The 24,587-nt window shown below is 64.3% G+C and carries 24 protein-coding genes; 15 read left to right on the forward strand and 9 right to left on the reverse strand.

From position 1 onward, the window contains the following. The first annotated feature begins 389 nt into the window (after positions 1–389). The 3 genes from hrpB (at position 390) to NOF55_RS20295 (ending at position 4,963) form a co-directional block, all read left to right on the forward strand. The gene (hrpB, locus tag NOF55_RS20285) at positions 390–2,864 is read left to right on the forward strand and encodes an ATP-dependent helicase HrpB (RefSeq protein WP_306412945.1); all 2,475 of its coding nucleotides are present in this window, start codon (positions 390–392) and stop codon (positions 2,862–2,864) included. A 29-nt stretch (positions 2,865–2,893) separates the two neighbouring features. Continuing rightward, a complete protein-coding gene (locus NOF55_RS20290) occupies positions 2,894–4,204 on the forward strand; it encodes an ActS/PrrB/RegB family redox-sensitive histidine kinase (protein WP_306413105.1) in 1,311 nt (436 codons plus the stop codon). Positions 4,205–4,366: 162 nt separating this feature from the next. After that, on the forward strand, positions 4,367–4,963 hold the full coding sequence (locus NOF55_RS20295) for an ActR/PrrA/RegA family redox response regulator transcription factor (protein ID WP_370869015.1): 597 nt from the start codon (positions 4,367–4,369) through the stop codon (positions 4,961–4,963). Positions 4,964–5,010: 47 nt separating this feature from the next. Here NOF55_RS20295 and NOF55_RS20300 read toward each other — a convergent pair whose 3' ends face one another. Next, positions 5,011–5,517, reverse strand: a complete 507-nt coding sequence (locus NOF55_RS20300; protein ID WP_306412946.1) for an MmcB family DNA repair protein — start codon at positions 5,515–5,517, stop codon at positions 5,011–5,013. Between the two features lie 181 nt (positions 5,518–5,698). On the opposite strand from NOF55_RS20300, the gene NOF55_RS20305 reads away from it, so the two are divergent. Beyond that, positions 5,699–6,388: a L,D-transpeptidase gene (locus NOF55_RS20305; RefSeq protein ID WP_306412947.1), complete on the forward strand. Its 690-nt coding sequence runs from the start codon at positions 5,699–5,701 to the stop codon at positions 6,386–6,388. Positions 6,389–6,489: 101 nt separating this feature from the next. On the opposite strand, the gene NOF55_RS20310 is transcribed toward NOF55_RS20305, so the two are convergent. From NOF55_RS20310 to hslV, 4 genes are all read right to left on the reverse strand, one after another. Next, complete coding sequence (locus NOF55_RS20310; protein ID WP_306412948.1) at positions 6,490–8,661, reverse strand: malate synthase G; 2,172 nt, start codon at positions 8,659–8,661, stop codon at positions 6,490–6,492. Positions 8,662–8,788: 127 nt separating this feature from the next. Beyond that, a complete protein-coding gene (locus tag NOF55_RS20315) occupies positions 8,789–9,739 on the reverse strand; it encodes a DUF1402 family protein (protein ID WP_370869025.1) in 951 nt (316 codons plus the stop codon). A 369-nt stretch (positions 9,740–10,108) separates the two neighbouring features. Then, complete coding sequence (gene hslU / locus NOF55_RS20320; RefSeq protein ID WP_306412950.1) at positions 10,109–11,416, reverse strand: ATP-dependent protease ATPase subunit HslU; 1,308 nt, start codon at positions 11,414–11,416, stop codon at positions 10,109–10,111. A 24-nt stretch (positions 11,417–11,440) separates the two neighbouring features. Further along, positions 11,441–11,971: an ATP-dependent protease subunit HslV gene (gene hslV, locus NOF55_RS20325; protein WP_306412951.1), complete on the reverse strand. Its 531-nt coding sequence runs from the start codon at positions 11,969–11,971 to the stop codon at positions 11,441–11,443. 221 nt (positions 11,972–12,192) lie between these two features. On the opposite strand from hslV, the gene hisB reads away from it, so the two are divergent. The 7 genes from hisB (at position 12,193) to coaA (ending at position 16,866) form a co-directional block, all read left to right on the forward strand. After that, positions 12,193–12,798 carry an imidazoleglycerol-phosphate dehydratase HisB gene (gene hisB, locus NOF55_RS20330; protein WP_306412952.1) on the forward strand — a complete coding sequence of 202 codons (606 nt, stop codon included), beginning with the start codon at positions 12,193–12,195 and terminating at the stop codon, positions 12,796–12,798. A gap of 84 nt (positions 12,799–12,882) precedes the next feature. After that, positions 12,883–13,356, forward strand: a complete 474-nt coding sequence (locus tag NOF55_RS20335) for a DUF2628 domain-containing protein (RefSeq protein ID WP_306412953.1) — start codon at positions 12,883–12,885, stop codon at positions 13,354–13,356. Positions 13,357–13,360: 4 nt separating this feature from the next. Then, positions 13,361–14,011, forward strand: a complete 651-nt coding sequence (hisH, locus tag NOF55_RS20340; protein ID WP_306412954.1) for an imidazole glycerol phosphate synthase subunit HisH — start codon at positions 13,361–13,363, stop codon at positions 14,009–14,011. Between the two features lies 1 nt (position 14,012). Continuing rightward, entirely contained in the window at positions 14,013–14,759 is a 747-nt protein-coding gene (hisA, locus tag NOF55_RS20345) for a 1-(5-phosphoribosyl)-5-[(5-phosphoribosylamino)methylideneamino]imidazole-4-carboxamide isomerase (RefSeq protein WP_306412955.1), read from the forward strand. Further along, positions 14,756–15,532 (forward strand): imidazole glycerol phosphate synthase subunit HisF, encoded by a 777-nt coding sequence (gene hisF / locus NOF55_RS20350; RefSeq protein ID WP_306412956.1) that lies wholly within the window; start codon positions 14,756–14,758, stop codon positions 15,530–15,532. The genes hisA and hisF overlap by 4 nt, the downstream gene beginning before the upstream one ends. Before the next feature lie 17 nt (positions 15,533–15,549). Next, the gene (locus NOF55_RS20355) at positions 15,550–15,870 is read left to right on the forward strand and encodes a phosphoribosyl-ATP diphosphatase (RefSeq protein WP_306412957.1); all 321 of its coding nucleotides are present in this window, start codon (positions 15,550–15,552) and stop codon (positions 15,868–15,870) included. A gap of 3 nt (positions 15,871–15,873) precedes the next feature. Further along, positions 15,874–16,866 carry a type I pantothenate kinase gene (gene coaA / locus NOF55_RS20360; RefSeq protein WP_306412958.1) on the forward strand — a complete coding sequence of 331 codons (993 nt, stop codon included), beginning with the start codon at positions 15,874–15,876 and terminating at the stop codon, positions 16,864–16,866. A gap of 15 nt (positions 16,867–16,881) precedes the next feature. Here the strand turns inward: coaA and NOF55_RS20365 are convergent, their stop codons facing one another. From NOF55_RS20365 to NOF55_RS20380, 4 genes are all read right to left on the reverse strand, one after another. After that, positions 16,882–17,514 carry an alpha-ketoglutarate-dependent dioxygenase AlkB family protein gene (locus NOF55_RS20365; protein ID WP_306412959.1) on the reverse strand — a complete coding sequence of 211 codons (633 nt, stop codon included), beginning with the start codon at positions 17,512–17,514 and terminating at the stop codon, positions 16,882–16,884. Between the two features lie 376 nt (positions 17,515–17,890). Next, on the reverse strand, positions 17,891–18,352 hold the full coding sequence (gene lysM / locus NOF55_RS20370; protein ID WP_306412960.1) for a peptidoglycan-binding protein LysM: 462 nt from the start codon (positions 18,350–18,352) through the stop codon (positions 17,891–17,893). Positions 18,353–18,466: 114 nt separating this feature from the next. Next, complete coding sequence (gene arfB, locus NOF55_RS20375; protein ID WP_306412961.1) at positions 18,467–18,901, reverse strand: alternative ribosome rescue aminoacyl-tRNA hydrolase ArfB; 435 nt, start codon at positions 18,899–18,901, stop codon at positions 18,467–18,469. Between the two features lie 109 nt (positions 18,902–19,010). Then, a complete protein-coding gene (locus NOF55_RS20380; RefSeq protein WP_306412962.1) occupies positions 19,011–20,609 on the reverse strand; it encodes a phosphoenolpyruvate carboxykinase in 1,599 nt (532 codons plus the stop codon). A gap of 332 nt (positions 20,610–20,941) precedes the next feature. On the opposite strand from NOF55_RS20380, the gene NOF55_RS20385 reads away from it, so the two are divergent. The 4 genes from NOF55_RS20385 to NOF55_RS20400 all read left to right on the forward strand — a co-directional run bounded on the left by NOF55_RS20385 (position 20,942) and on the right by NOF55_RS20400 (position 24,527). Beyond that, positions 20,942–21,667, forward strand: a complete 726-nt coding sequence (locus tag NOF55_RS20385; protein WP_306412963.1) for a response regulator transcription factor — start codon at positions 20,942–20,944, stop codon at positions 21,665–21,667. 146 nt (positions 21,668–21,813) lie between these two features. Next, positions 21,814–23,502, forward strand: a complete 1,689-nt coding sequence (locus tag NOF55_RS20390; protein WP_306413107.1) for a sensor histidine kinase — start codon at positions 21,814–21,816, stop codon at positions 23,500–23,502. Positions 23,503–23,506: 4 nt separating this feature from the next. Next, positions 23,507–23,980 carry an HPr kinase/phosphorylase gene (locus NOF55_RS20395; protein ID WP_306412964.1) on the forward strand — a complete coding sequence of 158 codons (474 nt, stop codon included), beginning with the start codon at positions 23,507–23,509 and terminating at the stop codon, positions 23,978–23,980. 145 nt (positions 23,981–24,125) lie between these two features. Further along, positions 24,126–24,527 (forward strand): PTS sugar transporter subunit IIA, encoded by a 402-nt coding sequence (locus tag NOF55_RS20400; RefSeq protein ID WP_306412965.1) that lies wholly within the window; start codon positions 24,126–24,128, stop codon positions 24,525–24,527. The last annotated feature ends 60 nt before the right edge of the window (positions 24,528–24,587 follow it).

Raw genomic sequence — 24,587 nt, forward strand, 5'->3', positions numbered from 1 at the left:
CCAGCAAAATCAAACCCTTAAGGCCAAATATCGCCGCCAGTCTCAAGAGCAAACGAGAAGGTCGCCAGCAGCGAAGCCGCCCTCGTCAACGACGCTGCTTATAGAACCCTCCACACTCAAACGTCAACACTCAACAGACAAAAATATCCAGAAAATTATGTAACCACATGTAAAACAACAATAATTTCTGAAACAATCCAGACATCAACGCAAAAACAGCGCGGAACGACGGGAATAATAGCGCAGCGGCAGCCGCCTTGCAAAGCCTGCCGGGATTGGGCACATTCCGCGCTCCCGCCGGGACGATCCATCCTGCCCCTTCGACAAGAACCCCGGGCGACCGGCGTTGCCATCAGGATAGCGCGCCGGCAGACGCATACAGGCCGACGATGACGTTTTCACGTGAATCACTCCCGACGCTTCCCGTCTCGCATGTCCTGCCCGATATCGCCGCAGCCCTGGCCGATCATGGCCGCGCGGTGCTTTCCGCGCCTCCGGGCGCCGGCAAGACGACGCTGGTTCCGCTTTATCTTCTCCAAGAGCCCTGGCGGAGCGACGGCAGGATCATCCTGCTCGAGCCACGGCGGCTGGCGGCCCGGGCGGCGGCGGCCCGGATGTCCGAACTGGCAGGGGAGGCGGTGGGCGCACTGGTCGGTTACCGCATGCGGCTCGACAACCGCATCTCCGCCCGCACGCGCATCGAAGTGGTGACGGAAGGCGTTTTCGCCCGCATGGTGCTGGACGATCCGGAACTTGCCGGCATCGCGGCAGTGATCTTCGACGAATTCCACGAGCGGTCTCTCGACGCCGATTTCGGACTGGCGCTGGCGCTGGACGTCCAGTCGGCGCTTCGCCCGGACCTGCGCATCCTGGTCATGTCGGCGACGCTCGATGTCGCGCGGGTCGGCGAACTGCTCGGCAATCCTCCAGCCATCGAAAGCATGGGACGCTCTTACCCGATCGATATCCGCCATGCGGAACGGCCGGCCGGCGAGCGGATCGAGGATACGATGGCGCGCGAAATCCGTGCGGTCCACGCCGCCGAAGACGGCTCGATCCTCGCCTTCCTTCCGGGACAGGCGGAAATCCTGCGCACCGCCGAACGGCTGGAGGGACGGTTCGGGCCGGATACGGATATCGTGCCGCTCTACGGCAATCTGAGCCAGAAGGAACAGGATGCCGCGATCCGCCCTGCCCCGGCCGGCCGGCGCAAGATCGTGCTCGCGACCTCGATTGCCGAAACCTCGATCACCATCGACGGGGTGCGGATCATCGTCGACAGCGGTCTGCAACGCCTGCCGGTGTTCGAACCGGCAACCGGGATCACGCGGCTGGAGACCGTGCGCGTCTCCAGAGCCTCCGCCGACCAGCGGGCGGGCCGCGCCGGACGCACCGGACCGGGCATTGCCATCCGCCTGTGGCATGCGGGCCAGACGGCAGCGCTTCCCGCCTTCACGCCGCCGCAGATTCTGTCCAGCGATCTGTCCGGTCTGGTTCTCGACATGGCGCACTGGGGCGTGAAGGACCCGGCCGGCCTTTCCTTTCTCGATCCCCCGCCTCCCCCCGCCTTCGCCGAGGCGCAGGCCCTGCTGACATTGCTCGGGGCGCTCGACCAAAACGGCGACCTGACCGAAGCGGGCAAACGCATCCGCTCGCTTGCACTTCCGCCGCGACTGGCGGCCATGACCGTCTCGGCGGCGGCGGACGGCCAGGCGATGGAGGCCTGCCTTCTCGGCGTTCTGCTCACCGAACAGGGCCTCGGCGGTGCGAGTCCGGATCTCGAGGACAGGCTGCGCCGGTTCAAAAGCGACAGAAGCAGCCGCGCCGAATCGGCAAGAAGGCTGGCGGCGCGCCTGGCCGCGTCCCTTCCGGCCGCAACCGGAAAGGCCGGCGAGCCGGCAAGTCCCGGCGCGCTTCTCATTCATGCGTTTCCGGATCGCGTCGCCCTTCAGCGCGGTGGCCGCGGCCGGTTCGTGCTGGCGAACGGACGCGGCGGCGAACTGGACGAGGCCGAGCGGCTTTCCGCAGCGGAGATGCTGGTGGTGGCGGACCTGACCGGCCGCGCGGCGCGGCCGCGCATTCTGGCGGCGGCGGAAATCGGCCGCGCCGATGTGGAACGGGAGCTGAAATCGGCGATCCGCCGCGAGGAACAATGCCTGTTCGACCAGAAGAGCCGGCAGGTGCGCGCCCGCCGCGTCACCCGTCTCGGCGCGCTGGTTCTGGAGGAATCGCCATTGCCCCGGCCCGCCGGGCCTGAGGCCGCAAAGGCGCTGGCCGAGGGTGTCACGCTGCTCGGCCTCGGCGTTCTGCCCTTCGGCAAGGAGGCGAAACAGCTTCGCGACCGCATCGGCTTCCTGCACCGCGCGCTCGGCGAGCCCTGGCCGGACATGAGCGACGACGCCCTGCTCGCACGGCTGGAGGATTGGTTCGAGCCTTTCCAGCAGGATACCCGCGGGCTCGACGACATCAGGCCGGGCACCCTCTCCGACGGACTGATGGCGCTGGTGCCGCATGCGCTCCAGCGCGATCTCGCCCGGCTCGCCCCGACCCATTTCGAAGCCCCGACCGGGCAGCGCCACCCCATCCACTATGACGGCGCGGAACCCGTGCTGACGATCCGCGTGCAGGAACTGTTCGGGCTCAAGGTTCACCCTTCCGTGGGAGCTGGACGCCTTCCCCTGGTTCTGGAACTGACATCCCCCGCCCATCGGCCGATCCAGACGACGCGCGACCTGCCCGGCTTCTGGACCGGTTCGTGGAAGGACGTGCGCGCCGAGATGCGCGGCCGCTATCCGAGGCATCCCTGGCCGGAAAACCCCGCCGAAGCCGCACCCACGACACGCGTCAAGCCGCGTGGTACATGAGCGCGATGCAGGAGAAGGACCTTATCGCCATGAACGCCACGCCATCCGACGCCAACATGACCTTCGGCCACGACAGCCGGGCGCTTCGCCTTCATACGCTCGCATGGCTGCGCTGGCTGGCCATCGGCGGCCAGACGGTCACGGTGCTTACGGTGGCGCTGGTCTTCGGCTTTCCGCTGCCCCTTTTCACATGCGTGGCGCTGATCGGCGGCCTCGCGGCGCTGAATCTGGCCCTGTCGCTGCGCTATCCCTCGACGCAGCGCCTTTCGCCGGAAGCGACGCTTGCGCTTCTGTCCATCGATCTTCTCCAGCTCGCGGGCCTGCTTTACGTGACCGGCGGGCTCGGAAACCCGTTCGCGCCGCTGCTGTGCGTTCCCGTCATCATTTCGTTCGCTGCCCAGCCGCTGCGTTATTCGCTGGCGCTGTTCGCCATCGCCCTGGCAGCCACCACCGCGCTCGCCTTTTCCATCTACGAAGTGCCGTGGTATCCCGGCGAGGAACTCTATATCCAGCCGATCATGCAGACGGGCATGTGGTGCGCCGTCATAGCGACGATGGCGTTTGCGGCCTTCTACGTCTATCGCATCTCCAGCGAGGCGACGCAGCTTGCCGATGCGCTCGCCGCCACGGAACTGATCCTGCAACGGGAAAAGCACCTGACGCAGCTCGACGGCCTGGCGGCCGCGGCGGCGCACGAACTCGGCACGCCGCTCGCCACGATCACCCTCGTCGCCAAGGAAATGGAACGCGAGCTTGGACCGGACGACCGCTTCGGCGAGGACGTGGCACTTCTGCGCAGCCAGAGCGAGCGCTGCCGCGACATCCTTCGCCGGCTCACCTCCCTTTCCGCCGAGGGCGAGGAGCATATGCGCTTCCTGCCGCTGTCGTCGCTGGTCGAGGAAGTGATGGCGCCGCACCGGGATTTCGGCGTGACGCTGGAACTGGTGGAAAAATCCGGCCGGGCCGGCGAACCGGTGGGCAACCGCAATCCCGGCATTCTCTACGGTCTCGGCAACCTGCTCGAAAACGCTGTCGATTTCGCCAGGGAGAAAGTGACGGTGACGGTGGAGCATACGCGCGAACGCGTCACCATCCTGATTTCCGACGACGGCGAGGGCTATGCGCCGGATGTGCTTGCCCATATCGGCGAGCCTTACGTGACGAAACGCAGCCGCCCGGACAAGGCCGGCGGGCTCGGGCTCGGCATGTTCATCGCCAAGACGCTTCTGGAACGATCCGGCGCACGGCTGGAATTCTACAACGGGCCGGACGACCGCCCGGGTGCGAATGTGCGCATCGAATGGCCCCGCGCGCGAATGGAAGCCGTCAACGGAAAATGACTTTACCCGTCAGGAATTAATGGCCATAACCGTTTCCGGGACGGATTGCCCTTGCCGGATATATCCTCCGCTGACGGATATCGGCAGGCAGGGGCGCGATCAGGAAGAAGCGGCACCCTGCCCGCCAGCGGGTCGCCGACGGCTCGAGAGGAATGGAAAGCAATGGTGGAAAAAGGCCCGAACGGCTCAGCCTCCCAGTCCCTGGCGGACAAGAACGGGACGGACACGGCGGCTGGCGAGGAGACCCTGCTGCTCGTGGATGACGACGGCCCCTTTCTCAGGCGTCTGGCCCGGGCAATGGAATCGCGCGGCTTCGCCGTCGAAATGGCCGAAACCGTCGCTGAAGGCATCGCCAAGGCCAAGGCCCGCCCGCCGAAATATGCCGTGATCGACCTGCGTCTCGGCGACGGCAACGGGCTGGACGTCATCGAGGCGCTTCGCGAGACGGAGGCAGAAACCCGCGTCGTCGTGCTGACCGGCTACGGCAATATCGCCACCGCCGTGACCGCCGTGAAGCTCGGTGCGCTCGACTATCTCGCCAAGCCCGCGGATGCCGACGACATCTACCATGCGCTGACGCAGCGGCCCGGCGAAAAGGCCGAGGTGCCGGAGAACCCGATGTCGGCGGACCGGGTGCGGTGGGAGCATATCCAGCGCGTCTATGAAATGTGCGAGCGCAACGTTTCGGAAACGGCGCGGCGCCTGAACATGCACCGCCGGACCCTGCAACGCATTCTGGCCAAGCGCGCGCCGAAATAGGCCATCCCTGGTGCGTCCCGATGGACGCCCGGCGCCGCGCGGGCGCCTTATCCTTCCCCGGGAAGGTTCCCCGGATTCCAGTCGGCTCCGGCCGCCCATTCGGCCGCCATCAGGCGGCGTGCCGCGGTGCGGGAAAAATGCAGCGTCAGCGATCTGCGGGTGGCCGGCGCAAGGCGATGCTCGGGCGCGTCGCGCAGCATATGCGCGCCATAGCCGTCCGATACGATGAGACCGCACTCCTCCGGAAAGATATCAAGGGGCACCTTATCATGCGTGGCGAAGAACAGCCGGTCGCAATGGGCGCGGTAGTCCGGCCATTTGCGGTCGGTGCGGAAGTCGATCAGCGACGACTTGATCTCGACGATCCAGATCTCGCCCTTTTCCGAAAGGCTGACGAGATCGGCCCGCCGGCCGCTGGCCAGCGGCAGTTCCGGCAGCGTTGCATGCCGCATGTCTTCCAGCAGGCGCTGGACGCCGCGCCGGACCATCAGCGCGGCATCGGATTGCCGTCCATCCATGAGCGGGCCCGGGCCCGAAAAACTGATCAGCGTCATCCGCTCTCACCTGCGGCTGCGATGCACCCTATGTTGCAAAAAGGCCATGCCCGCCAAAATTAGACGGGACCATACTTCGGCCCGCAAACAGCGGCTTGCCAAGCCCCGCCTTATCGAAAATAAACCTTGCTCAGAGACGGCCGCAAGCCGCCGAATCATCCCGTTTCACAAAGAGAATACCATGCGCGCCCGCAATGTCCTGACTTTGTCCGGTCTGGCAGCAATGCTAGCACTGGCCGGCTGCTCCACGACGTCCGAAACCGCCTCCGGAGACGGGAAGGCTCCCGCCACCCGGACGGCGCGGATCGAAACCAACCAGATCTTCTCCGATTCCTACGGCGCCGTCACCGACGCGGGCTACGCCCTTCCGGCGATCCCGATCGAACGGGTGAACAAGCAGTTCCACCGCCAGATCGTCGATTACCCCACGAGCGAAAAAGCCGGCACCATCGTCGTCGATACGCCGAAGCGTTTCCTCTACTATGTTCTGCCCGGAGGCAAGGCGGTGCGTTACGGCATCGGCGTCGGCAAGGCGGGCTTCGCCTGGAAGGGCGAGGCCTATGTCGCCTGGAAGCAGGAATGGCCGATGTGGCACCCGCCGAAGGAAATGGCGCAGCGCCGGCCGGACCTGACGAAATACGTGGAAGCCGGCATGGGCCCAGGCCTCAACAATCCGCTCGGCGCCCGCGCCATGTACCTGTTCGACGAGAAGGGCCGCGACACGCTCTTCCGCCTGCACGGCACGCCTGAATGGGCTTCCATCGGCACCGCCGCCTCCTCTGGCTGCATCCGCCTGATGAACCAGGACGTCATCGACCTCTACAACCGCGTCCGTCCCGGCCGCAACACCCGCGTCGTCGTTCTCCAGTAGGAGCCCCGCCGCACGCGCTGCAATCGAAAAGCCGCCGGAGCGATCCGGCGGCTTTTTCGTTCGATGTGGATCGGGACCGTTTCGACGGTCCCGGTCCTGCGTCAGGAGGCAAGCTTCGCCTTCAGTTCGCGGCGGCGGCGGTGCAGGACCGGCTCGGTATAGCCGTTCGGCTGCTCGCGTCCCTTGAGGACCAGATCGAGTGCCGCCTGGAAGGCGACGGAGCCGTCGAAATCGGCGGCCATCGGGGTGTAGAGCGGATCGCCGGCGTTCTGGCGGTCGACGACGGCAGCCATGCGCTTCATCGTCTCGAAAACCTGCTCCTCGGTGATGACGCCGTGGCGCAGCCAGTTCGCCATGTGCTGCGAGGAAATGCGCAGCGTGGCGCGGTCTTCCATCAGGCCGACATCGTTGATATCCGGAACCTTGGAGCAGCCGACGCCCTGGTCGATCCAGCGGACGACATAACCGAGGATTCCCTGCGCATTGTTGTCGATCTCGCGCTGGATATCCTCCGGCGTCCAGTTCGGCCGCGCCGCGACCGGCACCGAGAGAATATCGGAAAGCGCGGCGCGCGGACGGCTCTTCAGTTCGGCCTGCCGGGCGGCCACGTCGACCGTGTGATAATGCGTGGCGTGCAGCGTCGCCGCCGTCGGCGAGGGAACCCAGGCCGTGTTGGCACCGGCTTTCGGATGGGCGATCTTCTGCTCCAGCATCGCCGCCATCAGGTCGGGCATGGCCCACATGCCCTTGCCGATCTGCGCATGGCCGGACAGGCCGCATTCGAGGCCGATATCGACATTCCAGTTCTCGTAAGCCGCAATCCAGGCGGCCTGCTTCATGTCGCCCTTGCGGATCATCGGCCCGGCTTCCATCGAGGTGTGGATCTCGTCGCCGGTGCGGTCGAGGAAGCCGGTGTTGATGAAGACGACGCGTTCGCTCGCCGCGCGGATCGATTCCTTGAGGTTGACCGTGGTGCGGCGCTCCTCGTCCATGATGCCCATCTTGATCGTGTTGGGCGCCATGCCGAGCGCGTCTTCCACCCGGGCGAACAGCTTCGAGGCGAAGGCGACTTCCTCCGGCCCGTGCATCTTAGGCTTGACGACATACATGGAGCCGGCGCGGGAATTGGCGCGGCGGCCGTTCGGGCCGATATCGACGAGCGCGATCAATCCGGTCACGAGCGCATCCATGATGCCTTCCGGAATCTCGTTGCCCGCGGCGTCGAGAACGGCCGGATTGGTCATCAGGTGGCCGACATTGCGCACCAGCATCAGCGAGCGGCCATGCAGGGTGAACGTGGAGCCGTCCGGCGCGATATAGGTGCGGTCGGCATTGAGGCGGCGGGTGAAGGTCCTGCCGCCCTTCTCGACCTCTTCGGTCAGGTCGCCCCGCATCAGGCCCAGCCAGTTGCGATAGACGAGGACCTTATCGTCGGCATCGACGGCCGCCACCGAATCCTCGCAATCCATGATCGTGGTGATCGCCGATTCGAGGATGACGTCGGCGATGCCGGCCGGATCGGTCCCGCCGATCAGCGAAGCCGGGTCGATGCAGATGTCGATGTGCAGGCCGTTCTTCTCCAGAAGCAGGCTTTCCGGCTGTGCAGCCTCACCCGTGTAGCCGGCAAACGACGCCGTGTCCTTCAGGCCCGTCTTCGTGCCGTCGAGCAGCGTGACGGAAAGCGCTCCGCCCTCGATGGTGAAGGATTTCGCGTCCTTCCATGAACCGGAGGCAAGCGGGGCGCTGCCGTCGAGGAAATCACGCGCCCAGGCGATGACCTTCCCGCCGCGCTTCGGATTGTAGCCCTTACCCTTCTCCGCGCCGTCCTCCTCGGGGATCGCGTCCGTGCCATAGAGCGCATCATAGAGCGAGCCCCAGCGGGCATTGGCCGCGTTCAGCGCATAGCGGGCATTCATGACCGGAACGACGAGCTGCGGACCGGCGATCGAGGCGATTTCCGGATCGACGTTCTGCGTCGTGACGCTGAAGGCCGGGCCTTCGGGCAGGATATAGCCGATCTCGCGCAGGAAGGCCTCATAAGCCTTGAGATCGATGGGCGCGCCGTTCTTGCGATACCAGTCGTCGAGCTGCTGCTGGAAGCGGTCGCGCTTTTCGAGCAGCGCCCGGTTTTCCGGCGCAAGCTCATTCACGATGGCGGCGAAGGCGGCGAACCAGGCGTCCGGATCGACGCCCGCTGCCGGCAGCGCTTCCCTGACGAGAAATTCATGAAGACCGGCATCGAAGGCCAGCCCGTTCTTTTCAATCCGGCTCATATCCCAACTCCCATCGCAGCATACGTTACGTTGGGATTCAGTTTCCCCGGATTTCGCTTTTGGTCAATTCTGCAAAAGTTTGAAAGATTTTTTCCAAATTGGAAAAAATGGAGCGCAGGCGCCGATCTCAGAGGAGCTTCATGAGTTCGGGAAGCCGGTCGTTGATCAGCCAGCCGTAATAATTCTCCTCGGGCCAGGCCTGCCGGCCGGCGGCGCGCTGGGCGGCCAGCCGGCGGGCACGCTCGCGGGGGTTGCCGATATTGTAGAGTGTCGCGGTGATGCCCGGATTGGTGGAGATATCGACGCCGGCTATATCGTTGTAATCGTCGATCGAGCGGCGGATGATCGCCGCCATGTAGGCCAGTGAGCGATCCGGGTCCATGATCGCCCTGTAGACGCCGGCGGCATCCTTCTCGTCCAGCCTTTCATAGCCGGAACGCCTGACGACCAGGTCGGACAGCATCAGGGCCGTCAGCGGGTTGATCTGGCCGAGGCCGAAGGTCTGGCCGGCGAAGAAGGGCTGGAAGAATACGGCGCTGAAGCGGTTGTCCGGAAAGGACGTGCCATCGACCGCGCGGCCCCGGAAGCTCTTGTCCCAGATGCCCTCGCGGCAGGTCCAGAGGCTGTAGCTGTCTGACTGCCGGCAGCCGGCGAATTGCGGCCGGGCGAGAAAATCGGAAATCGACTCGTTCGCATAGCTGAAGCGGAACGAATTGCCGGTATAGGACGCCGCCTTGACATAATAGCTCTGGAGCCGGTCGTAGGCGTCGACATTATAGGTGTGTTCGCCGACCAGCGCCCCGACCATATGGATCGGCGCGATACCGTAGGTCGCGGCGGTCTTCTTTATCTTGGCGATGAGCTGGCGGTCGCTGGCCAGCAGGTCGCGGACCTTCTCGTACTTGCGGTCGAAGCTCGACTTCAAGGCGGCGGTGCGGCGCACCGAGGCCCCCGGGATCGCCGGTTGTTCGGCATTGCGGTTGCCCGCCGGCACGGCGACACCCGCCTGCGCCATTTCCGCCGATGCAAGGGCCGCAACGCCCGCCAATGCCAGAATGATCCGTCGAAGCTTCACCATCATGCCCGTTCTTTTTGGCAATTCCGGATGCAAATCGCTACCCGTTTTTCCGGAAACTGCAAGTGGCCCGGCTCAATCGCTTCCCGGCCGCGGCAGGCGGCCGAATCGGATCAACAGCGGGAAAGTCGCTTTCAGGCGGCTCAGACTGCCGACAAACTGCTCATCGCTCTCTTTCGTCATGGTCGGGCCAGACCCCACCATCCACCGCGCCGCTTGCGGCGTGGACCCTCGGGTCAAGCCCGAGGGTGACGAAGGAAAGGGTTTGCCAATACACTGAGTCGTCTTCAGGCGGCTCTCCTTTAACGAATCCGTGCCGGTTTTGTCGAGGGCGGGATTGTTCACAATCCCGCCAGACCGGCATTTCCGCCATCAGAGAATGTAGCGCGACAGGTCCGTGTCGCGGGCGAGATCGCCGACATGCTCGCGGACATACTCCGAATCGATCATGATTTCGGAGCCGCCACGATCCGGCGCATTGAACGAAATCTCGTCCAGAACACGCTCCATGACCGTTTGCAGGCGCCGCGCGCCGATGTTCTCGACAGTGGCGTTGAGATGCACCGCCGTATCCGCCAGCGCATCGATGGCGTCTTCGGTGAAATCGAGGTTCAGGTTTTCCGTCGCCATCAGCGCCTTGTACTGGCGGATCAGGCTGGCCTCGGTTTCCGTCAGGATGCGGCGGAAGTCTTCCTTGGTCAACGGCTTCAGCTCGACGCGGATCGGCAGTCGGCCCTGAAGCTCAGGCAGAAGGTCGGAGGGCTTGGCCACATGGAAGGCGCCCGAGGCGATGAAGAGGATGTGATCCGTCTTCACCGGGCCGTATTTGGTCGAAACCGTGGTGCCTTCGACCAGCGGCAGCAGGTCGCGCTGAACGCCCTCGCGGGAAACGCCCGCTCCGACGCCGCCGTCGCGCGCGGCGATCTTGTCGATCTCGTCGATGAAGACGATCCCGTCGTTCTCGGCCGAGCGGATCGCCTCGCGCTGGATGACCTCGTTATCGATCAGCTTGTCGGATTCGTCGCGGATCAGTTCGGGATAGGACTTGGAGACGGTGGTTCGCACTTTCTTGGTGCGCCCGCCCATCGCCTTGCCGAACATTTCCGAAAGGTTCAGCACGCCGATATTGGCGCCCGGCATGCCCGGGATCTCGAAACCCGGCGTGCCGGAACCGCTGTCGGCCACTTCGATGTCGATTTCCTTGTCGTCCAGCTCGCCGGCGCGCAGCTTCTTGCGGAAGCTTTCCCGCGTGGCGGGAGAGGCGGTGGCGCCGACCAGCGCGTCCAGCACGCGCTCCTCGGCATTCTGGTGGGCCTTGGCCTCCACTTCGGAGCGCTTCCTGTCGCGCACCAGCGCGATGCCGACCTCGACCAGATCGCGGATGATCTGCTCGACGTCGCGGCCGACATAGCCGACCTCGGTGAATTTCGTCGCCTCGACCTTGATGAAGGGAGCGCCGGCGAGCTTGGCCAGACGGCGGGAAATCTCCGTCTTGCCGACGCCGGTCGGGCCGATCATCAGGATGTTCTTCGGCATCACCTCGTCGCGCAGCCCTTCCTCGAGCTGCTGGCGGCGCCAGCGGTTGCGGAGCGCGATGGCCACGGCGCGCTTGGCGTCATGCTGGCCGATGATGTGGCGGTCCAGTTCGGACACGATTTCGCGAGGGGAAAAATTGGTCATGATACTCTTGGCCTCCCGTCCATCTCAACGTTCGGCATCGAGCGTTTCGACAATGACATTCTGGTTGGTATAGACACAGATATCGGCGGCGATATCCAGGGCACGGCGGGCGATTTCCTCGGCGTCCTTGTCGGAATCGATCAGCGCGCGGGCAGCGGCCAGCGCGTAATTGCCGCCCGACCCGATGGCGATCGCGCCATGTTCCGGCTCCAGCACGTCGCCGTTGCCGGTGATCGCCAACGTGACCTGCCGGTCGGCGACGATCATCATCGCCTCCAGATTGCGCAGATACTTGTCGGTGCGCCAGTCCTTGGCCAGCTCCACCGCCGCGCGCATCAGCTGGCCGGGATATTGCTCCAGTTTCTTTTCCAGCCGGTCGAGCAGGGTGAAGGCGTCGGCCGTCGCGCCTGCGAAACCGGCCACCACCTCGCCGCCCTTGCCGATGCGGCGGACCTTGCGGGCATTGCTCTTCATGACGGTCTGGCCGAGGCTGACCTGACCGTCGCCGGCCATCACGACCTTGCCATCCTTGCGTACAGAGATAATCGTCGTCATCGAATGATCCTTCGGCCCGGAAACGGTCCGGGCCCTTCCTTAAGATTCACACGCAATCCCGCACGCAAAACCGTTTCACATCTTGCCGGAGAACTGCTCTGGGTTGGAACTTATGTAAGCGCACCGGATGCGAATGCAATGCACCCCGCCCGCCGCAATGGATTCTGGCATTTGCGGCCCATGCCTGATAAGGAACGGACACATTGCAAGGGAGCCCCGACATGACCGAAGCCGCAAGCCGCAAGGCCAGCGTTTCCCGCACCACCAACGAGACCTCCATTTCCGTTTCCGTCGACATCGACGGCACCGGCCAGGGCAATATCTCGACGGGCATCGGCTTCTTCGACCACATGCTGGACCAGTTCTGCCGTCATTCGCTGATCGACATGGACATTTCCGTGAAGGGCGACCTGCATATCGACGATCACCACACCGTCGAGGATACCGGCATCGCGCTCGGGCAGGCGATCTCCCGGGCGCTCGGCGACCGCCGCGGCATCACCCGCTACGCCGCCCTCGACCTCGTGATGGACGAGACCATGACCAGGGCCGGCATCGACGTTTCCGGCCGCCCCTTCCTCGTCTGGAACGTAACGTTCCCGGCGGCGAAGATCGGCACCTTCGATACCGAGCTGGTGCGGGAATTCTTCCAGGCCTTCGCCCAGAATGCCGGCATCACGCTGCATGTGCTGAACCATTACGGCGCCAACAACCACCATATCGCCGAGACCTGCTTCAAGGCCGTTGCCCGCGCCTTGCGCACGGCAACCGAGATCGATCCACGCCAGGCAAACCGGATTCCCTCCACCAAGGGCATTCTGGTCTGATCCGGACCCGGCAATTGCCAACGGAAAGCCGCGAAACGCTTTCCGCGATTGCCCCGGACGCCTCGCCCACGAGGGAAACCCTTCATGGCAAGCTTCGTTTTTCTGACACCGCCCGGCAGCGTCGAAGGCGACGAGCGCACGGCGGTCGTCCGTGACGGCTTCTCGTTTCTGGCCTATTTCCTGCCGCCACTATGGTTTCTTCTCCATCGCCTGTGGTTCGAGGCTTTCCTGACGCTTCTGCTGCTGGCGCTTTCCGGCATTCTGGCCGGGATCGAGGCCGCCGCTCCCGCCGGGCCGGTCCTGGCTTTGGCCGTGAGCGTTTTCAGCGGGCTTGAAAGCCGCAATCTCGCCATCCGCAAACGCGAGCGGCACGGCTACCGGATCGCCGCCGCGATCGTGGCGAGGAATCTCGACGAGGCCGAGGAAATCTTCTTTTCCGGGGCGGCACTTCGGACTAGAACGCCGGTGAATTCAGCCGGTGCGGCGCCGGCCGCCTATGCGCCAGTGGGCGACCGGCGTCCGGTGCTCGGCCTTTTCGATTTGCATGGAGGACGCTAGAGCGATGCGCGTCGCGATCATAGACTACGGTTCGGGCAACCTGCGCTCGGCCACCAAAGCCTTCGAGCGTTCCGCCCGCGAACAGGGACTGGACGCCGAGATCGTCCTGACCGACAAGGCCGACATCGTTGCCGGCGCCGACCGCATCGTGCTGCCGGGCGTCGGCGCCTATGCCGATTGCCGCGCCGGTCTCGACGCCGTGCCGGGCATGGTGGAAGCGCTTCGCCATGCGGTGGAGGAAAAGGCGCGTCCCTTCCTCGGCATCTGCGTCGGCATGCAGCTCATGTCGTCGCGCGGACTGGAAAAGACGATCACCGACGGTCTGGGCTGGATCGCCGGCGACGTGGTGGAAATGACGCCGTCCGACCCGGAGCTGAAGATTCCGCAGATCGGCTGGAACACGCTGACGCTCAACCGTCCCCACCCGCTTTTCGACGGCATCCCAACGGGGCCGGACGGGCTGCATGCCTATTTCGTGCATTCCTACCATCTGGCCGCGGCGCGGCCGGAAGACGTCATCGCCACCACCGATTACGGCGGGCCGGTGACGGCCTTCGTCGGCCGCGACAACATGGCCGGAGCGCAGTTCCACCCCGAAAAGAGCCAGACGCTCGGCCTGAAACTCATCGCCAACTTCCTGAAATGGGCGCCCTGACATGATCCTCTTTCCCGCAATAGACCTGAAGGACGGCCAGTGCGTGCGCCTGAAGCTCGGCGACATGGACCAGGCCACGGTCTACAATCCCGACCCGGCGGCCCAGGCGAAAGCCTTCGAGGACCAGGGCTTCGAATGGCTGCACGTCGTCGACCTCAACGGCGCCTTCGCCGGCTCGTCGGTCAACGGCGCGGCGGTGGACGCCATCCTGAAGGCGACGAAGAACCCGGTGCAACTCGGCGGCGGCATCCGCACGCTCGACCATATCGAAAGCTGGCTTGCGCGCGGGCTTTCCCGCGTCATCCTCGGCACGGTCGCGGTGCGCGATCCGGCACTGGTCATCGAGGCCTGCAAGCGCTTCCCCGGCCATATCGCCGTCGGCATCGACGCCAAGGGCGGCAAGGTGGCGGTCGAGGGCTGGGCGGAAGCCTCCGAACTCGGGGTGATCGAACTGGCGCGGAAATTCGAGGGTGCCGGCGTCTCCGCCATCATCTACACCGACATCGACCGCGACGGCATCCTGACCGGCATCAACTGGGCCTCGACGCTGGAGCTGGCGAACGCCGTTTCCATTCCCGTCATCGCCTCGGGCGGGCTCGCCTCGCTGGACGATATCCGCCGCATGCTTGAGCCAGATGCCGCCCGTCTCGAAGGCGCGATCTCCGGCCGGGCGCTCTACGACGGCCGCATCGACCCGAAGGAAGCGCTGGCGCTGATCGCAAATGCGAAGAAGGAGGCCGTCCGATGACCCTCAAGGCCCGCGTCATTCCCTGCCTCGACGTGAAGGACGGCCGCGTCGTCAAGGGCGTCAACTTCGTCGACCTGATCGACGCCGGCGATCCGGTGGAGGCCGCGCAGGCCTATGACGCCGCCGGTGCCGACGAGCTGTGCTTCCTCGACATCACCGCCTCGTCGGACGATCGCGACACGATCTTCGACGTGGTGCAGCGGACCGCCGAACATTGCTTCATGCCGCTCACCGTCGGCGGCGGCGTGCGCACCATTGCCGATATCCGCAAGCTGCTGCTGTGCGGCGCGGACAAGGTTTCGATCAACTCCGCCGCCGTGAGGAACCCGGATTTCGTCACGGAAGCCGCCGACAAGTTCGGCGACCAGTGCATCGTCGTCTCCATCGACGCCAAGAAGGTTTCGAAAGAGGGTGAGGCGAACCGCTGGGAAATCCATACCCACGGCGGCCGCAACCCGACCGGCATCGACGCCGTCGACTTCGCCATCAGGATGGTCGAGCGCGGCGCGGGCGAGCTGCTCGTCACCTCGATGGACAGGGACGGCACCAAATCCGGCTACGACCTGGAACTGACGCGGACGATTGCCGACGCCGTGCGCGTTCCCGTGATCGCGTCGGGCGGCGTCGGCACGCTGGACGACCTCGTGGCCGGCGTGAAGGAAGGCCATGCGACGGCGGTGCTCGCCGCCTCGATCTTTCATTTCGGCACCTATTCCATCGGCGAGGCCAAGCGCTATATGGCCGAACGCGGCATACCGATGCGGCTCGACTGATATCCGGGAGAGAAACGATGAGCGAGTTCACCCTGTCCGATCTGGAAAAGATCGTCGCGACGCGCGCGCATGCCTCGCCGGACGAATCCTGGACGGCGAAGCTCTACGCCGCCGGCCAGCGCAAGGCGGCGAAGAAGCTGGGCGAGGAGGCCGTTGAGACGGTGATCGCCGCCATCGCCAGCGACCGCGCCAACCTTATCGACGAAAGCGCGGACCTGCTCTATCATCTTCTCGTCGTTTTGAAGATTGCAGACATACCGCTTTCGGATGTATTGAAGATATTGGAAAAGCGTACTGTGAAAACCGGCCTTGAGGAGAAGGCCAGTCGTCGGGAGTGAGACATGGTCGCAATCAGGGAGGTGGAGGTGCCGGAAACGCTGGATCATTTCCAGGCGAGCCGATATTCTCCGTATCATTTCTTCAGCGCAACGGAATGGGCGCGGTTCCGCGCCGATACGCCGTTGACGCTCACCGAAGACGACCTGAAGCGTCTGCGCTCCATCGACGATCCCATCGACCTCGATGAAGTGCGCCGCATCTATCTGTCGCTGTCGCGCCTGCTTTCGGCCCATGTCGAATCCTCGCAGATGCTGTTCAACCAGCGCAACCAGTTCCTCAGCCTTTCCGATGCCGTCAAGACGCCCTTCGTGATCGGCATCGCCGGTTCCGTGGCCGTGGGCAAGTCGACGACGGCGCGCATCCTGAAGGAGTTGCTGGCCCGCTGGCCGTCGAGCCCGAAGGTCGATCTCGTCACCACCGACGGTTTTCTCTACCCGAACGCCATCCTGAAGGCGCGCGGCCTGATGGCCCGCAAGGGCTTTCCGGAAAGCTACAACACCGGCGCCCTGCTGCGCTTCCTGTCGGATATCAAGGCCGGCCTGCCGAATGTGAAGGCGCCGCGCTATTCGCACAACGTCTATGACGTCCTGCCGGACGAATTCACCATCGTCGACCGGCCCGACATCCTGATTTTCGAAGGCGTCAACGTTCTCCAGTCCCGCCACCTGCCGGCGGGCGGCAAGATCGTGCCCATCGTGTCCGACTTCTTCGACTTCTCGATTTATATCGACGCCGAGGAACACCTGATCCACGAATGGTATGTGAGCCGGTTCCTGCGCCTGCGCGAGACGGCCTTTCGCGACCCGCACGCCTATTTCAACCGCTATGCCTCGATCAGCGTCGAGGAGGCGGTGGGCATGGCCGAGGGCCTGTGGCACAACACCAACCTGAAGAACCTGCGCCAGAACATCCTGCCGACGCGCCCGCGCGCCGACCTCATCCTCAAGAAGGGCGAGAACCACCTGGTGGAAACGGTCGCGCTGCGCAAGCTCTGAAACCCGCGCCCACATTCACGGCGCGGGCGAGACGCGCCGCAGGGTGAGATTGACGCGCCCGCCGTTCTTCAGAAGATCGGACGTGCCCGGATAGATCCGGTCGACGCCGTGAAACAGAAGGCGCCCCTCCCCGCCCAGCACGAAGACGTCGCCGCTGTGCAGCCGGAACGATTTCGTCGGATCGTTGCGCGCAAGGCCGCCGATCCGGAACAGGCAGGCATCGCCCAGCGAGACCGAGAGGACGGGCGCGGAGAATTCGTGTTCGTCGCGGTCCTGATGCAGGCTCATACGGGCGTCGGGAGCGTAGAAATTCACGAGGCAGGCTTCCGGCGGCGGCGCATCGGGCGCGACCTCCTTCCAGAGATCGAGAAGCCTTGGCGGAATGGCGGGCCACGGCTTGCCGGTTTCGGGATGAAGCGGCTGGTAGCGATAGCCGCGCTCCTTGTCCGTCACCCAGCCGAGCGGACCGCAATTGGTCATGCGCACCGACATCGGCTTGCCCGTGCGCGGCATGCGCGGAACGAACAGCGGCGCCTCGGCCACGGCGGCGCGGATCTCCGCAAGCAGATCCTCCTGCGACGTCCGGTCGAAATAGCCGGGCAGAAGCCTGACGCCCGGCGACAGGACAAGCTCATTTCCATTGGCCATCGGTAGGTCCAGCCTGGAGCATTTCCGCTTTTCTCCGAATCGCGAAAATTCTCTCACTATTTGTTTTCACGCATTTCCGGACGCAGAACCGCTTCGCACTTTTGCTGGAAATGCCCTATGAAAAAACGGAACCGCCGCAGTCCGGCGGACAGGCGGCGGTCCCTTCATTTTCGTCATGGTCGGGCCAGACCCGACCATCCACCGCGCCGCTTGCGGCGTGGACCCTTGGGGCTCAAGCCCGAGGGTGACGAAGGAGAGGGTTTGCCAATACACTGAGCGCCGTCAGGCGGCTCTCCTTTCACGAATCCCTGCCGGTTCTGTCGAGGGCGGGATTGTTCACAATCCCGCCAGACCGGCATTTCCGCCATGCACGATATCAGGCATCCAGTTCCGGAATGCGCAGAACCTGGCCCGGATAGATCTTGTCCGGATGGGTCAGCATCGGCTTGTTGGCCTCGAAGATCAGCGTGTGCTTGGCGCCCTTGCCGGCGCCGTAATGCGCTTCGGCGATCTTCCAGAGGTTGTCGCCCTTCTTCACCGTGTAGAAGACCGGCTCCTTGGCGGCGGTGTCGGCAACCTTGAGTTCGGAGGCTTCCACCTTGGAGACGCCGAGCGTGTTGCCGACGGCGACGACGGCTTTTTCGAAGATGCTCTGGTCGGCGACATCGCCCTTCAGGACCACCTTGTCACCGTCCAAGGCCACCTGAACCTTATCGGTTCCGAGGCCGTGCGATTCCAGTTCCTTCTTCACCGCCTCGACATCCGGCGGTGTCGTCCCCTCGTCATCCACCAGGCCGAGCTTCTTGCCGGCGTTCTTGATGAAGTTGAACAGACCCATGATCGTTTCTCCCTAAGGGTGGTTGTGATTCCCGTATTAAGAGAGGGCAGCGACAGGAAGATTACAAGGGTTGACCCGTTAAAAATCGGCAGGGAAAAATCATCACGCCGCGGATCATTCCGTCGAAGGGCGGCCACGCATTTTCTTGACCACGGCACGGCCGGATTTTTCCTTGAGCCGGCGTTCGACGGAGCCTTTCGTCGGCTTCGTCTTCCTGCGCGGCGGCGGAGGCGGCGCGGCAGCCTCCAGCAGGAGCGCTTTCAGGCGTTCGCGGGCATCTTCCCGGTTGCGCTCCTGGCTGCGGAACCGGCTCGCCTCGATCATCAGCACGCCATCCTTCGAAACCCGGCTGCCGCCGAGCCGGATGGCATTGGCCTTCACCCGGTCGTTGAGCGCAGGCGAGGAGGCGATGTCGAAGAAAAGCTGGACCGCCGTCGACACCTTGTTGACGTTCTGTCCGCCCGGACCGCCCGCCAGCACGAACTGCTCGACGAGCTCCCATCCCGCAATCGTAATGCGGCTGTTGATCACCAGCGGATCGCTCGCCATGTGCCCCTACTCCTTCGTTCCCGCTCTTGATAACCGGACGGGCGCAAAAGAAAAACCCGGCTGTGGTGTCCACAGCCGGGTTTCACGTGAATCCACTCGTGTGTGCGGATCAGGCGGCAGCCGGTGCCGCAGCCTTGACGTTCGAGTCGACGTGATCCTCGAACTTTGCGAAGTTCGCGACGAACATGCCGGCCAGCTTCCGGGCCTGCGCGTCGTAGGCGGCAGCGTCGGCCCAGGTCGAACGCGGGTCGAGGATGGCGGAATCGACACCTTCCAGCGCCTTCGGAACCAGGAAGCCGAAGTTCTCGTCCTTGCGGAACTCGACCTTGTTCAGTTCGCCGGAAAGTGCCGCGGTCAGCAGGGCGCGGGTTGCCTTGATCGGCATGCGCTGGCCGACGCCGTAGGCGCCGCCGGTCCAGCCGGTGGACACCAGCCAGCAGGTCACGCCGTGCTTGGCGATCAGTTCCTTGAGCAGCTTGCCGTATTCGGCCGGATGACGCGGCATGAACGGCGCGCCGAAGCAGGTCGAGAAGGTGGCTTCCGGCTCGGTCACCCCCTTTTCCGTGCCGGCGACCTTGGCGGTGTAGCCGGACAGGAAGTGGTACTCGGCCTGTTCCGGCGTCAGCTTGGCGATCGGCGGCATGACGCCGAAAGCGTCGGCCGTCAGCATGATGATCGTCTTCGGATGCGGCGCGATGCCGGTGTCCGAGGCGTTCGGGATGAAGTGCAGCGGATAGGCGCAGCGGGTGTTTTCCGTCAGGGAGCCGTCGTCGAAATCGGGAACGCGGTTCTCGTCGAGGACGACGTTTTCCAGAACCGTGCCGAAACGCTTGGTCGTGGCGTAGATTTCCGGCTCGGCCTCGGCCGACAGGCGGATCGTCTTGGCGTAGCAGCCGCCTTCGAAGTTGAAGATGCCGTGTTCGCCCCAGCCATGCTCGTCGTCGCCGATCAGCGTGCGCTTCGGGTCGGCCGACAGCGTGGTCTTGCCCGTGCCGGACAGGCCGAAGAAGACGGCGGCATCACCGGCGGGACCGACATTGGCGGAGCAGTGCATCGGCATCACGCCCTTGGCGGGCAGGAGATAGTTGAGAACCGTGAAGACGGACTTCTTGTTCTCGCCGGCATAGGACGTGCCGCCGATGAGGACGAGGCCGTTTTCGAGGTCGCAGGCGATGACGGTTTCCGAACGCACGCCGTGGCGGGCCGGATCGGCCTTGAAGCTCGGCAGGTTGATGATCGTCAGCTTCTGCTGGAAGGTGGCCAGATCCTCCTTCTTCGGACGGATCAGAAGATTGCGGATGAAGAGGGCATGCCAGGCGAGTTCCGTCACGACGCGGGTCGGGAGGGCGTTTTCCGGGTCGGCGCCGCCGATGAGGTCCTGCACGTAGAGCGTCTTGCCCTTGGCATGGGCCAGCATGTCGGCCTTGAGAACGGCGAAGTGTTCCGGCGAGATCGGCTTGTTGTTGTCCCACCAGATCTTGTCTTCGGTCTGGGCGTCGCGGACGACGAACTTGTCCTTCGGGGAGCGGCCGGTATGTTGCCCGGTGATGGCGCGCACGGCACCGTCGGCGGTCAGGTCGGCTTCACCGGCGCGAATCGAATCCTCGACCAGATACGGCTCGAGGAGGTTGTACTTGACGACAGCAGCGCCCTCGATCCCGCTCGTGGTCACGCTATTGGCCGGATTGAATACTCCGAGCTCCTCCATGCAGACGCCCTCCTTCAGTTGAGGCTAGAGATTGCAAAGCTGCCGAAACCTAGTGGGGGGCGAAAAAAAACGCAAGAGACTCGCACGAGAATCTTCAATAATTTCAAACAATTAATCGGTTTAAAGCAAATCTGTCCCGTTTAAATCGTTTAAACCTGCCCGCCATTCCGGCTTTCGTCAAATCCTCGCGATGCGACAATGCGCTTTCCGATTTGCCTTTGCCACAATTTGTTCCACCTTTATACTCAAGAAAGCGCACCGGCTTGCGCCGGGCCTGGGCTGGGAATCGAAATCCAGGAGATGCGCATTCGATGATGGCGGAGAATTTTAGCATGCAGACAATCGCGCTCGTTGACGACGACCGCAATATCCTGACATCCGTATCCATCGCGCTTGAGGCCGAAGGCTACAAGGTGGAAACCTATACGGACGGCGCCTCGGCGCTGGAAGGATTGACGGCACGGCCGCCACACCTGGCGATCTTCGACATCAAGATGCCCCGCATGGACGGCATGGAGCTTCTGCGCCGCCTGCGCCAGAAATCCGACCTCCCGGTGATCTTCCTCACCTCCAAGGACGAGGAGATCGACGAGCTGTTCGGGCTCAAGATGGGCGCCGACGATTTCATCACCAAGCCGTTCTCGCAGCGGCTGCTGGTGGAGCGCGTCAAGGCGATCCTGCGCCGGGTGGCGAACCGGGAAGCGGCCGCGGCCGGTGGCTCTTCCGCCAAACCGGCGCAGGGCGAACAGGCCCGCACGCTGGAGCGCGGCCAGCTCGTCATGGACCAGGAGCGCCACACCTGTACCTGGAAGGGCGAGCCCGTGACGCTGACCGTGACGGAATTCCTCATCCTGCAAGCGCTGGCGCAACGTCCCGGCGTCGTGAAAAGCCGCGACGCGCTGATGGATGCGGCCTATGACGAACAGGTCTATGTCGACGACCGCACCATCGACAGCCACATCAAACGGCTTCGCAAGAAGTTCAAGATGGCCGACGGCGACTTCGACATGATAGAAACGCTTTACGGCGTCGGCTACCGCTTCCGCGAATCCGCCTGATCCTCGGGCGGCCGGAGGGCTTGGGAAAGAGAATGGCGACAACGGCGGAAATCATAGCGGACAAGAACGGCCAGACACTGGGGAACCGGTTTTCGCGCCGGACGGGCCGCAATGTGCTGTCGCGACCGTTCACGCTGATCCGCCGGATGTTCGGCAATGCCGTGTTCTCCAGCCTGACGCGCCGGATCGTCTTCTTCAATCTCGCCGCGCTCGTGGTGCTGGTGGGCGGCATCCTCTATCTCAACCAGTTCCGCGAGGGCCTGATCGACGCCCGCGTCGAGAGCCTGCTGACCCAGGGCGAAATCATCGCCGGCGCGATTTCCGCGTCGGCGTCGGTCGACACGAACTCGATCACCATCGACCCGCAGAAGCTGCTCGAACTCCAGGCCGGCCAGAGCATCACGCCGGCGCCGAACGACGAGAACCTCGATTTCCCCATCGATCCGGAGCGCGTCGCCCCGGTGCTGCGTCGGCTCATTTCGCCGACCCGCACCCGCGCCCGCCTGTTCGATTCCGACGCGAACCTGCTGCTCGATTCCCGCCACCTCTATTCGCAGCGGCAGGTGCTGCGTTTCGACCTGCCCCCCATCGGTCCGGCGGACATCGGCCTCGGAGACCGCTTCATGAGCTGGGTCAACCGGATGCTCCAGCCCGGAAACCTGCCGCTCTACAAGGAATCGCCCGGCGGCGACGGCCAGATCTACCCGGAGGTCATGAACGCCCTGACCGGGGTGCGCGGCGCGGTGGTGCGCGTGACGGAAAAGGGCGAGCTGATCGTTTCGGTCGCCGTCCCCGTCCAGCGCTCGCGTGCCGTGCTCGGCGTCCTTCTCCTGTCCACCCAGGCCGGCGACATCGACAAGATCGTCCATGCCGAGCGCCTCGCCATCATGCGCATGGCCGGGGTGGCGACGCTGGTGAACATCGTGCTGTCGCTGATGCTGTCCTCGACGATCGCCAATCCGCTGCGCCGGCTGGCGGCGGCGGCCGTGCGCGTGCGCCGCGGCGCCCGGCAGCGCGAGGAAATCCCCGACTTCTCGATCCGTCAGGACGAGATCGGCAACCTTTCCGTCGCGCTGCGCGAGATGACGACGGCGCTCTACGACCGCATCGACGCCATCGAAAGCTTCGCGGCCGATGTCAGCCACGAGCTGAAGAACCCGCTGACCTCGCTCAGGAGCGCCGTCGAGACGCTGCCGCTCGCCAAAACCGAGGAATCGAAGCAGCGGCTGGCGGATATCATCCAGCACGACGTGCGCCGCCTCGACCGGTTGATCAGCGACATTTCCGACGCCTCGCGCCTCGATGCGGAACTGGCCCGCGCCGATGCGGTTCCGGTCGACCTGGAGGTGCTGCTCGGCAATCTCGTCAATATTTCCCGGCAGATCCGCGGCCACAAGAAGCCGGTCGAGCTGGATTACGTCATCGACCAGAAGCCCGGCAGCCGCGCGGGCTTCACTGTGAACGGCCACGACCTGCGCCTCGGCCAGATCGTCACCAACCTGATCGAGAACGCCCGCTCCTTCGTGCCGGACAAGAACGGTCGCATCGTCGTACATCTGTCGCGCAGCAAGGACCGCTGCATCGTGCAGGTCGAGGACAACGGTCCCGGCATCCAGGCCGAGGATATCGACCGCATTTTCGAGCGTTTCTACACGGATCGGCCCGAGGGCGAGAGCTTCGGGCAGAATTCCGGCCTCGGTCTTTCGATCAGCCGCCAGATCGCCGAGGCGCACGGCGGCACGCTCCGGGCCGAGAACATGCATGACGAGAAAACCGGCAAGATATGCGGCGCCCGCTTCATCCTGACGTTGCCGGCCGAACACAAGATGGCGTGAGGCCGTGGGCGAGGCCGGCACGCGCGCATCGTCCAACGTTCACGCGACCGCCATCGTGGTCGCGACGACGGGCCTGCTGTTCACCGGCCCGTCCGGCAGCGGCAAATCGACGCTTGCCTTTACCTGCATGGCGGCGGCACGGCGGGCGGGGCTTTTTTCGGCCCTGATCGCCGACGACCAGGTGTTTCTCGATGTCGTGAACGGCCGTGTTCTGGCGCGGCGGCCGCAGGCCATCGCCGGGCTGATGGAATTTCGCGGCACCGGAATTGCCGAAATCGAAAGCCTGCCGCAGGCGCTCATCCATGCTGCGGTGCGGATCGTGAATGTCGGCGAAAGCGACCGCCTGCCGCCGGAAAACGAACGGTTCGCGGTCGGCGGAACCGTTTCGCTGCCGCTGCTGCGGCTTGCGGCGACGACGCCCGATCCCCTCGCCGTTCTTTGCGCTTTCTGGCCGGACCTTGCCGGACCTGCCGGCTAGACCGGCCCCGAAACCTCGGTTAAAACCTCCATTTTGGGCTTGCACTTCACATTTTCATGGCCAAGATACCTGTCCACCGATGGACAGCGTCGCTGCATTGCGATATCGGGCCATACAGTCTGCGCTGTGAGGAGACGGGTTTAATATGATCGGATTAGTGCTGGTGACGCATGGCAAGTTGGCGGAAGAGTTCCGTCTGGCTCTGGAACATGTCGTCGGCCCCCAGCAGTTGATCGAGACCATCTGCATCGGCCCCGAGGACGACATGGACCAGCGCCGCCAGGATATCGTCGAGGCCGTGACGCGGGCCGAGACCGGTCATGGCGTCATCATTCTCACCGACATGTTCGGCGGCACGCCGTCCAACCTGTCGATCTCCGTGATGAACACCGGCAAGGTCGAGGTGATCGCCGGTATGAACCTTCCCATGCTCATCAAGCTCGCGGGCATCCGCGCCGACAACGACATGGAAAAGGCATTGCTGGAATCCTCCGAGGCCGGGCGGAAATACATCAATGTCGCAAGCCGCGTTCTCAGCGGAAAATAAGGCAATCCCGGCACGCGCGCGAAGCGGCATTGTCTGCGGAACCGACTGAAAAGGATATCG

Origin of the sequence: Ectorhizobium quercum (genome assembly GCF_026552795.1) — a bacterium.
Taxonomy (GTDB): Bacteria; Pseudomonadota; Alphaproteobacteria; order Rhizobiales; family Rhizobiaceae; genus Ectorhizobium; species Ectorhizobium quercum.

Excerpts from the sequence above, each read along its gene's own strand:
- hslU (WP_306412950.1), bottom strand. The coding sequence starts at position 11,416 with ATGACCAATTTTTCCCCTCGCGAAATCGTGTCCGAACTGGACCGCCAC.
- hslV (WP_306412951.1), bottom strand. The coding sequence starts at position 11,971 with ATGACGACGATTATCTCTGTACGCAAGGATGGCAAGGTCGTGATGGCC.
- NOF55_RS20400 (WP_306412965.1), top strand. The coding sequence starts at position 24,126 with ATGATCGGATTAGTGCTGGTGACGCATGGCAAGTTGGCGGAAGAGTTC.
- lysM (WP_306412960.1), bottom strand. The coding sequence starts at position 18,352 with ATGGGTCTGTTCAACTTCATCAAGAACGCCGGCAAGAAGCTCGGCCTG.
- NOF55_RS20315 (WP_370869025.1), bottom strand. The coding sequence starts at position 9,739 with ATGGTGAAGCTTCGACGGATCATTCTGGCATTGGCGGGCGTTGCGGCC.
- NOF55_RS20305 (WP_306412947.1), top strand. The coding sequence starts at position 5,699 with ATGCGCGCCCGCAATGTCCTGACTTTGTCCGGTCTGGCAGCAATGCTA.
- NOF55_RS20380 (WP_306412962.1), bottom strand. The coding sequence starts at position 20,609 with ATGGAGGAGCTCGGAGTATTCAATCCGGCCAATAGCGTGACCACGAGC.
- NOF55_RS20310 (WP_306412948.1), bottom strand. The coding sequence starts at position 8,661 with ATGAGCCGGATTGAAAAGAACGGGCTGGCCTTCGATGCCGGTCTTCAT.
- hisA (WP_306412955.1), top strand. The coding sequence starts at position 14,013 with ATGATCCTCTTTCCCGCAATAGACCTGAAGGACGGCCAGTGCGTGCGC.
- NOF55_RS20385 (WP_306412963.1), top strand. The coding sequence starts at position 20,942 with ATGCAGACAATCGCGCTCGTTGACGACGACCGCAATATCCTGACATCC.
- hisB (WP_306412952.1), top strand. The coding sequence starts at position 12,193 with ATGACCGAAGCCGCAAGCCGCAAGGCCAGCGTTTCCCGCACCACCAAC.
- NOF55_RS20335 (WP_306412953.1), top strand. The coding sequence starts at position 12,883 with ATGGCAAGCTTCGTTTTTCTGACACCGCCCGGCAGCGTCGAAGGCGAC.
- NOF55_RS20290 (WP_306413105.1), top strand. The coding sequence starts at position 2,894 with ATGAACGCCACGCCATCCGACGCCAACATGACCTTCGGCCACGACAGC.
- coaA (WP_306412958.1), top strand. The coding sequence starts at position 15,874 with ATGGTCGCAATCAGGGAGGTGGAGGTGCCGGAAACGCTGGATCATTTC.
- hisF (WP_306412956.1), top strand. The coding sequence starts at position 14,756 with ATGACCCTCAAGGCCCGCGTCATTCCCTGCCTCGACGTGAAGGACGGC.
- NOF55_RS20390 (WP_306413107.1), top strand. The coding sequence starts at position 21,814 with ATGTTCGGCAATGCCGTGTTCTCCAGCCTGACGCGCCGGATCGTCTTC.
- NOF55_RS20355 (WP_306412957.1), top strand. The coding sequence starts at position 15,550 with ATGAGCGAGTTCACCCTGTCCGATCTGGAAAAGATCGTCGCGACGCGC.
- hisH (WP_306412954.1), top strand. The coding sequence starts at position 13,361 with ATGCGCGTCGCGATCATAGACTACGGTTCGGGCAACCTGCGCTCGGCC.
- NOF55_RS20300 (WP_306412946.1), bottom strand. The coding sequence starts at position 5,517 with ATGACGCTGATCAGTTTTTCGGGCCCGGGCCCGCTCATGGATGGACGG.
- NOF55_RS20365 (WP_306412959.1), bottom strand. The coding sequence starts at position 17,514 with ATGGCCAATGGAAATGAGCTTGTCCTGTCGCCGGGCGTCAGGCTTCTG.
- hrpB (WP_306412945.1), top strand. The coding sequence starts at position 390 with ATGACGTTTTCACGTGAATCACTCCCGACGCTTCCCGTCTCGCATGTC.
- NOF55_RS20295 (WP_370869015.1), top strand. The coding sequence starts at position 4,367 with ATGGTGGAAAAAGGCCCGAACGGCTCAGCCTCCCAGTCCCTGGCGGAC.
- arfB (WP_306412961.1), bottom strand. The coding sequence starts at position 18,901 with ATGGCGAGCGATCCGCTGGTGATCAACAGCCGCATTACGATTGCGGGA.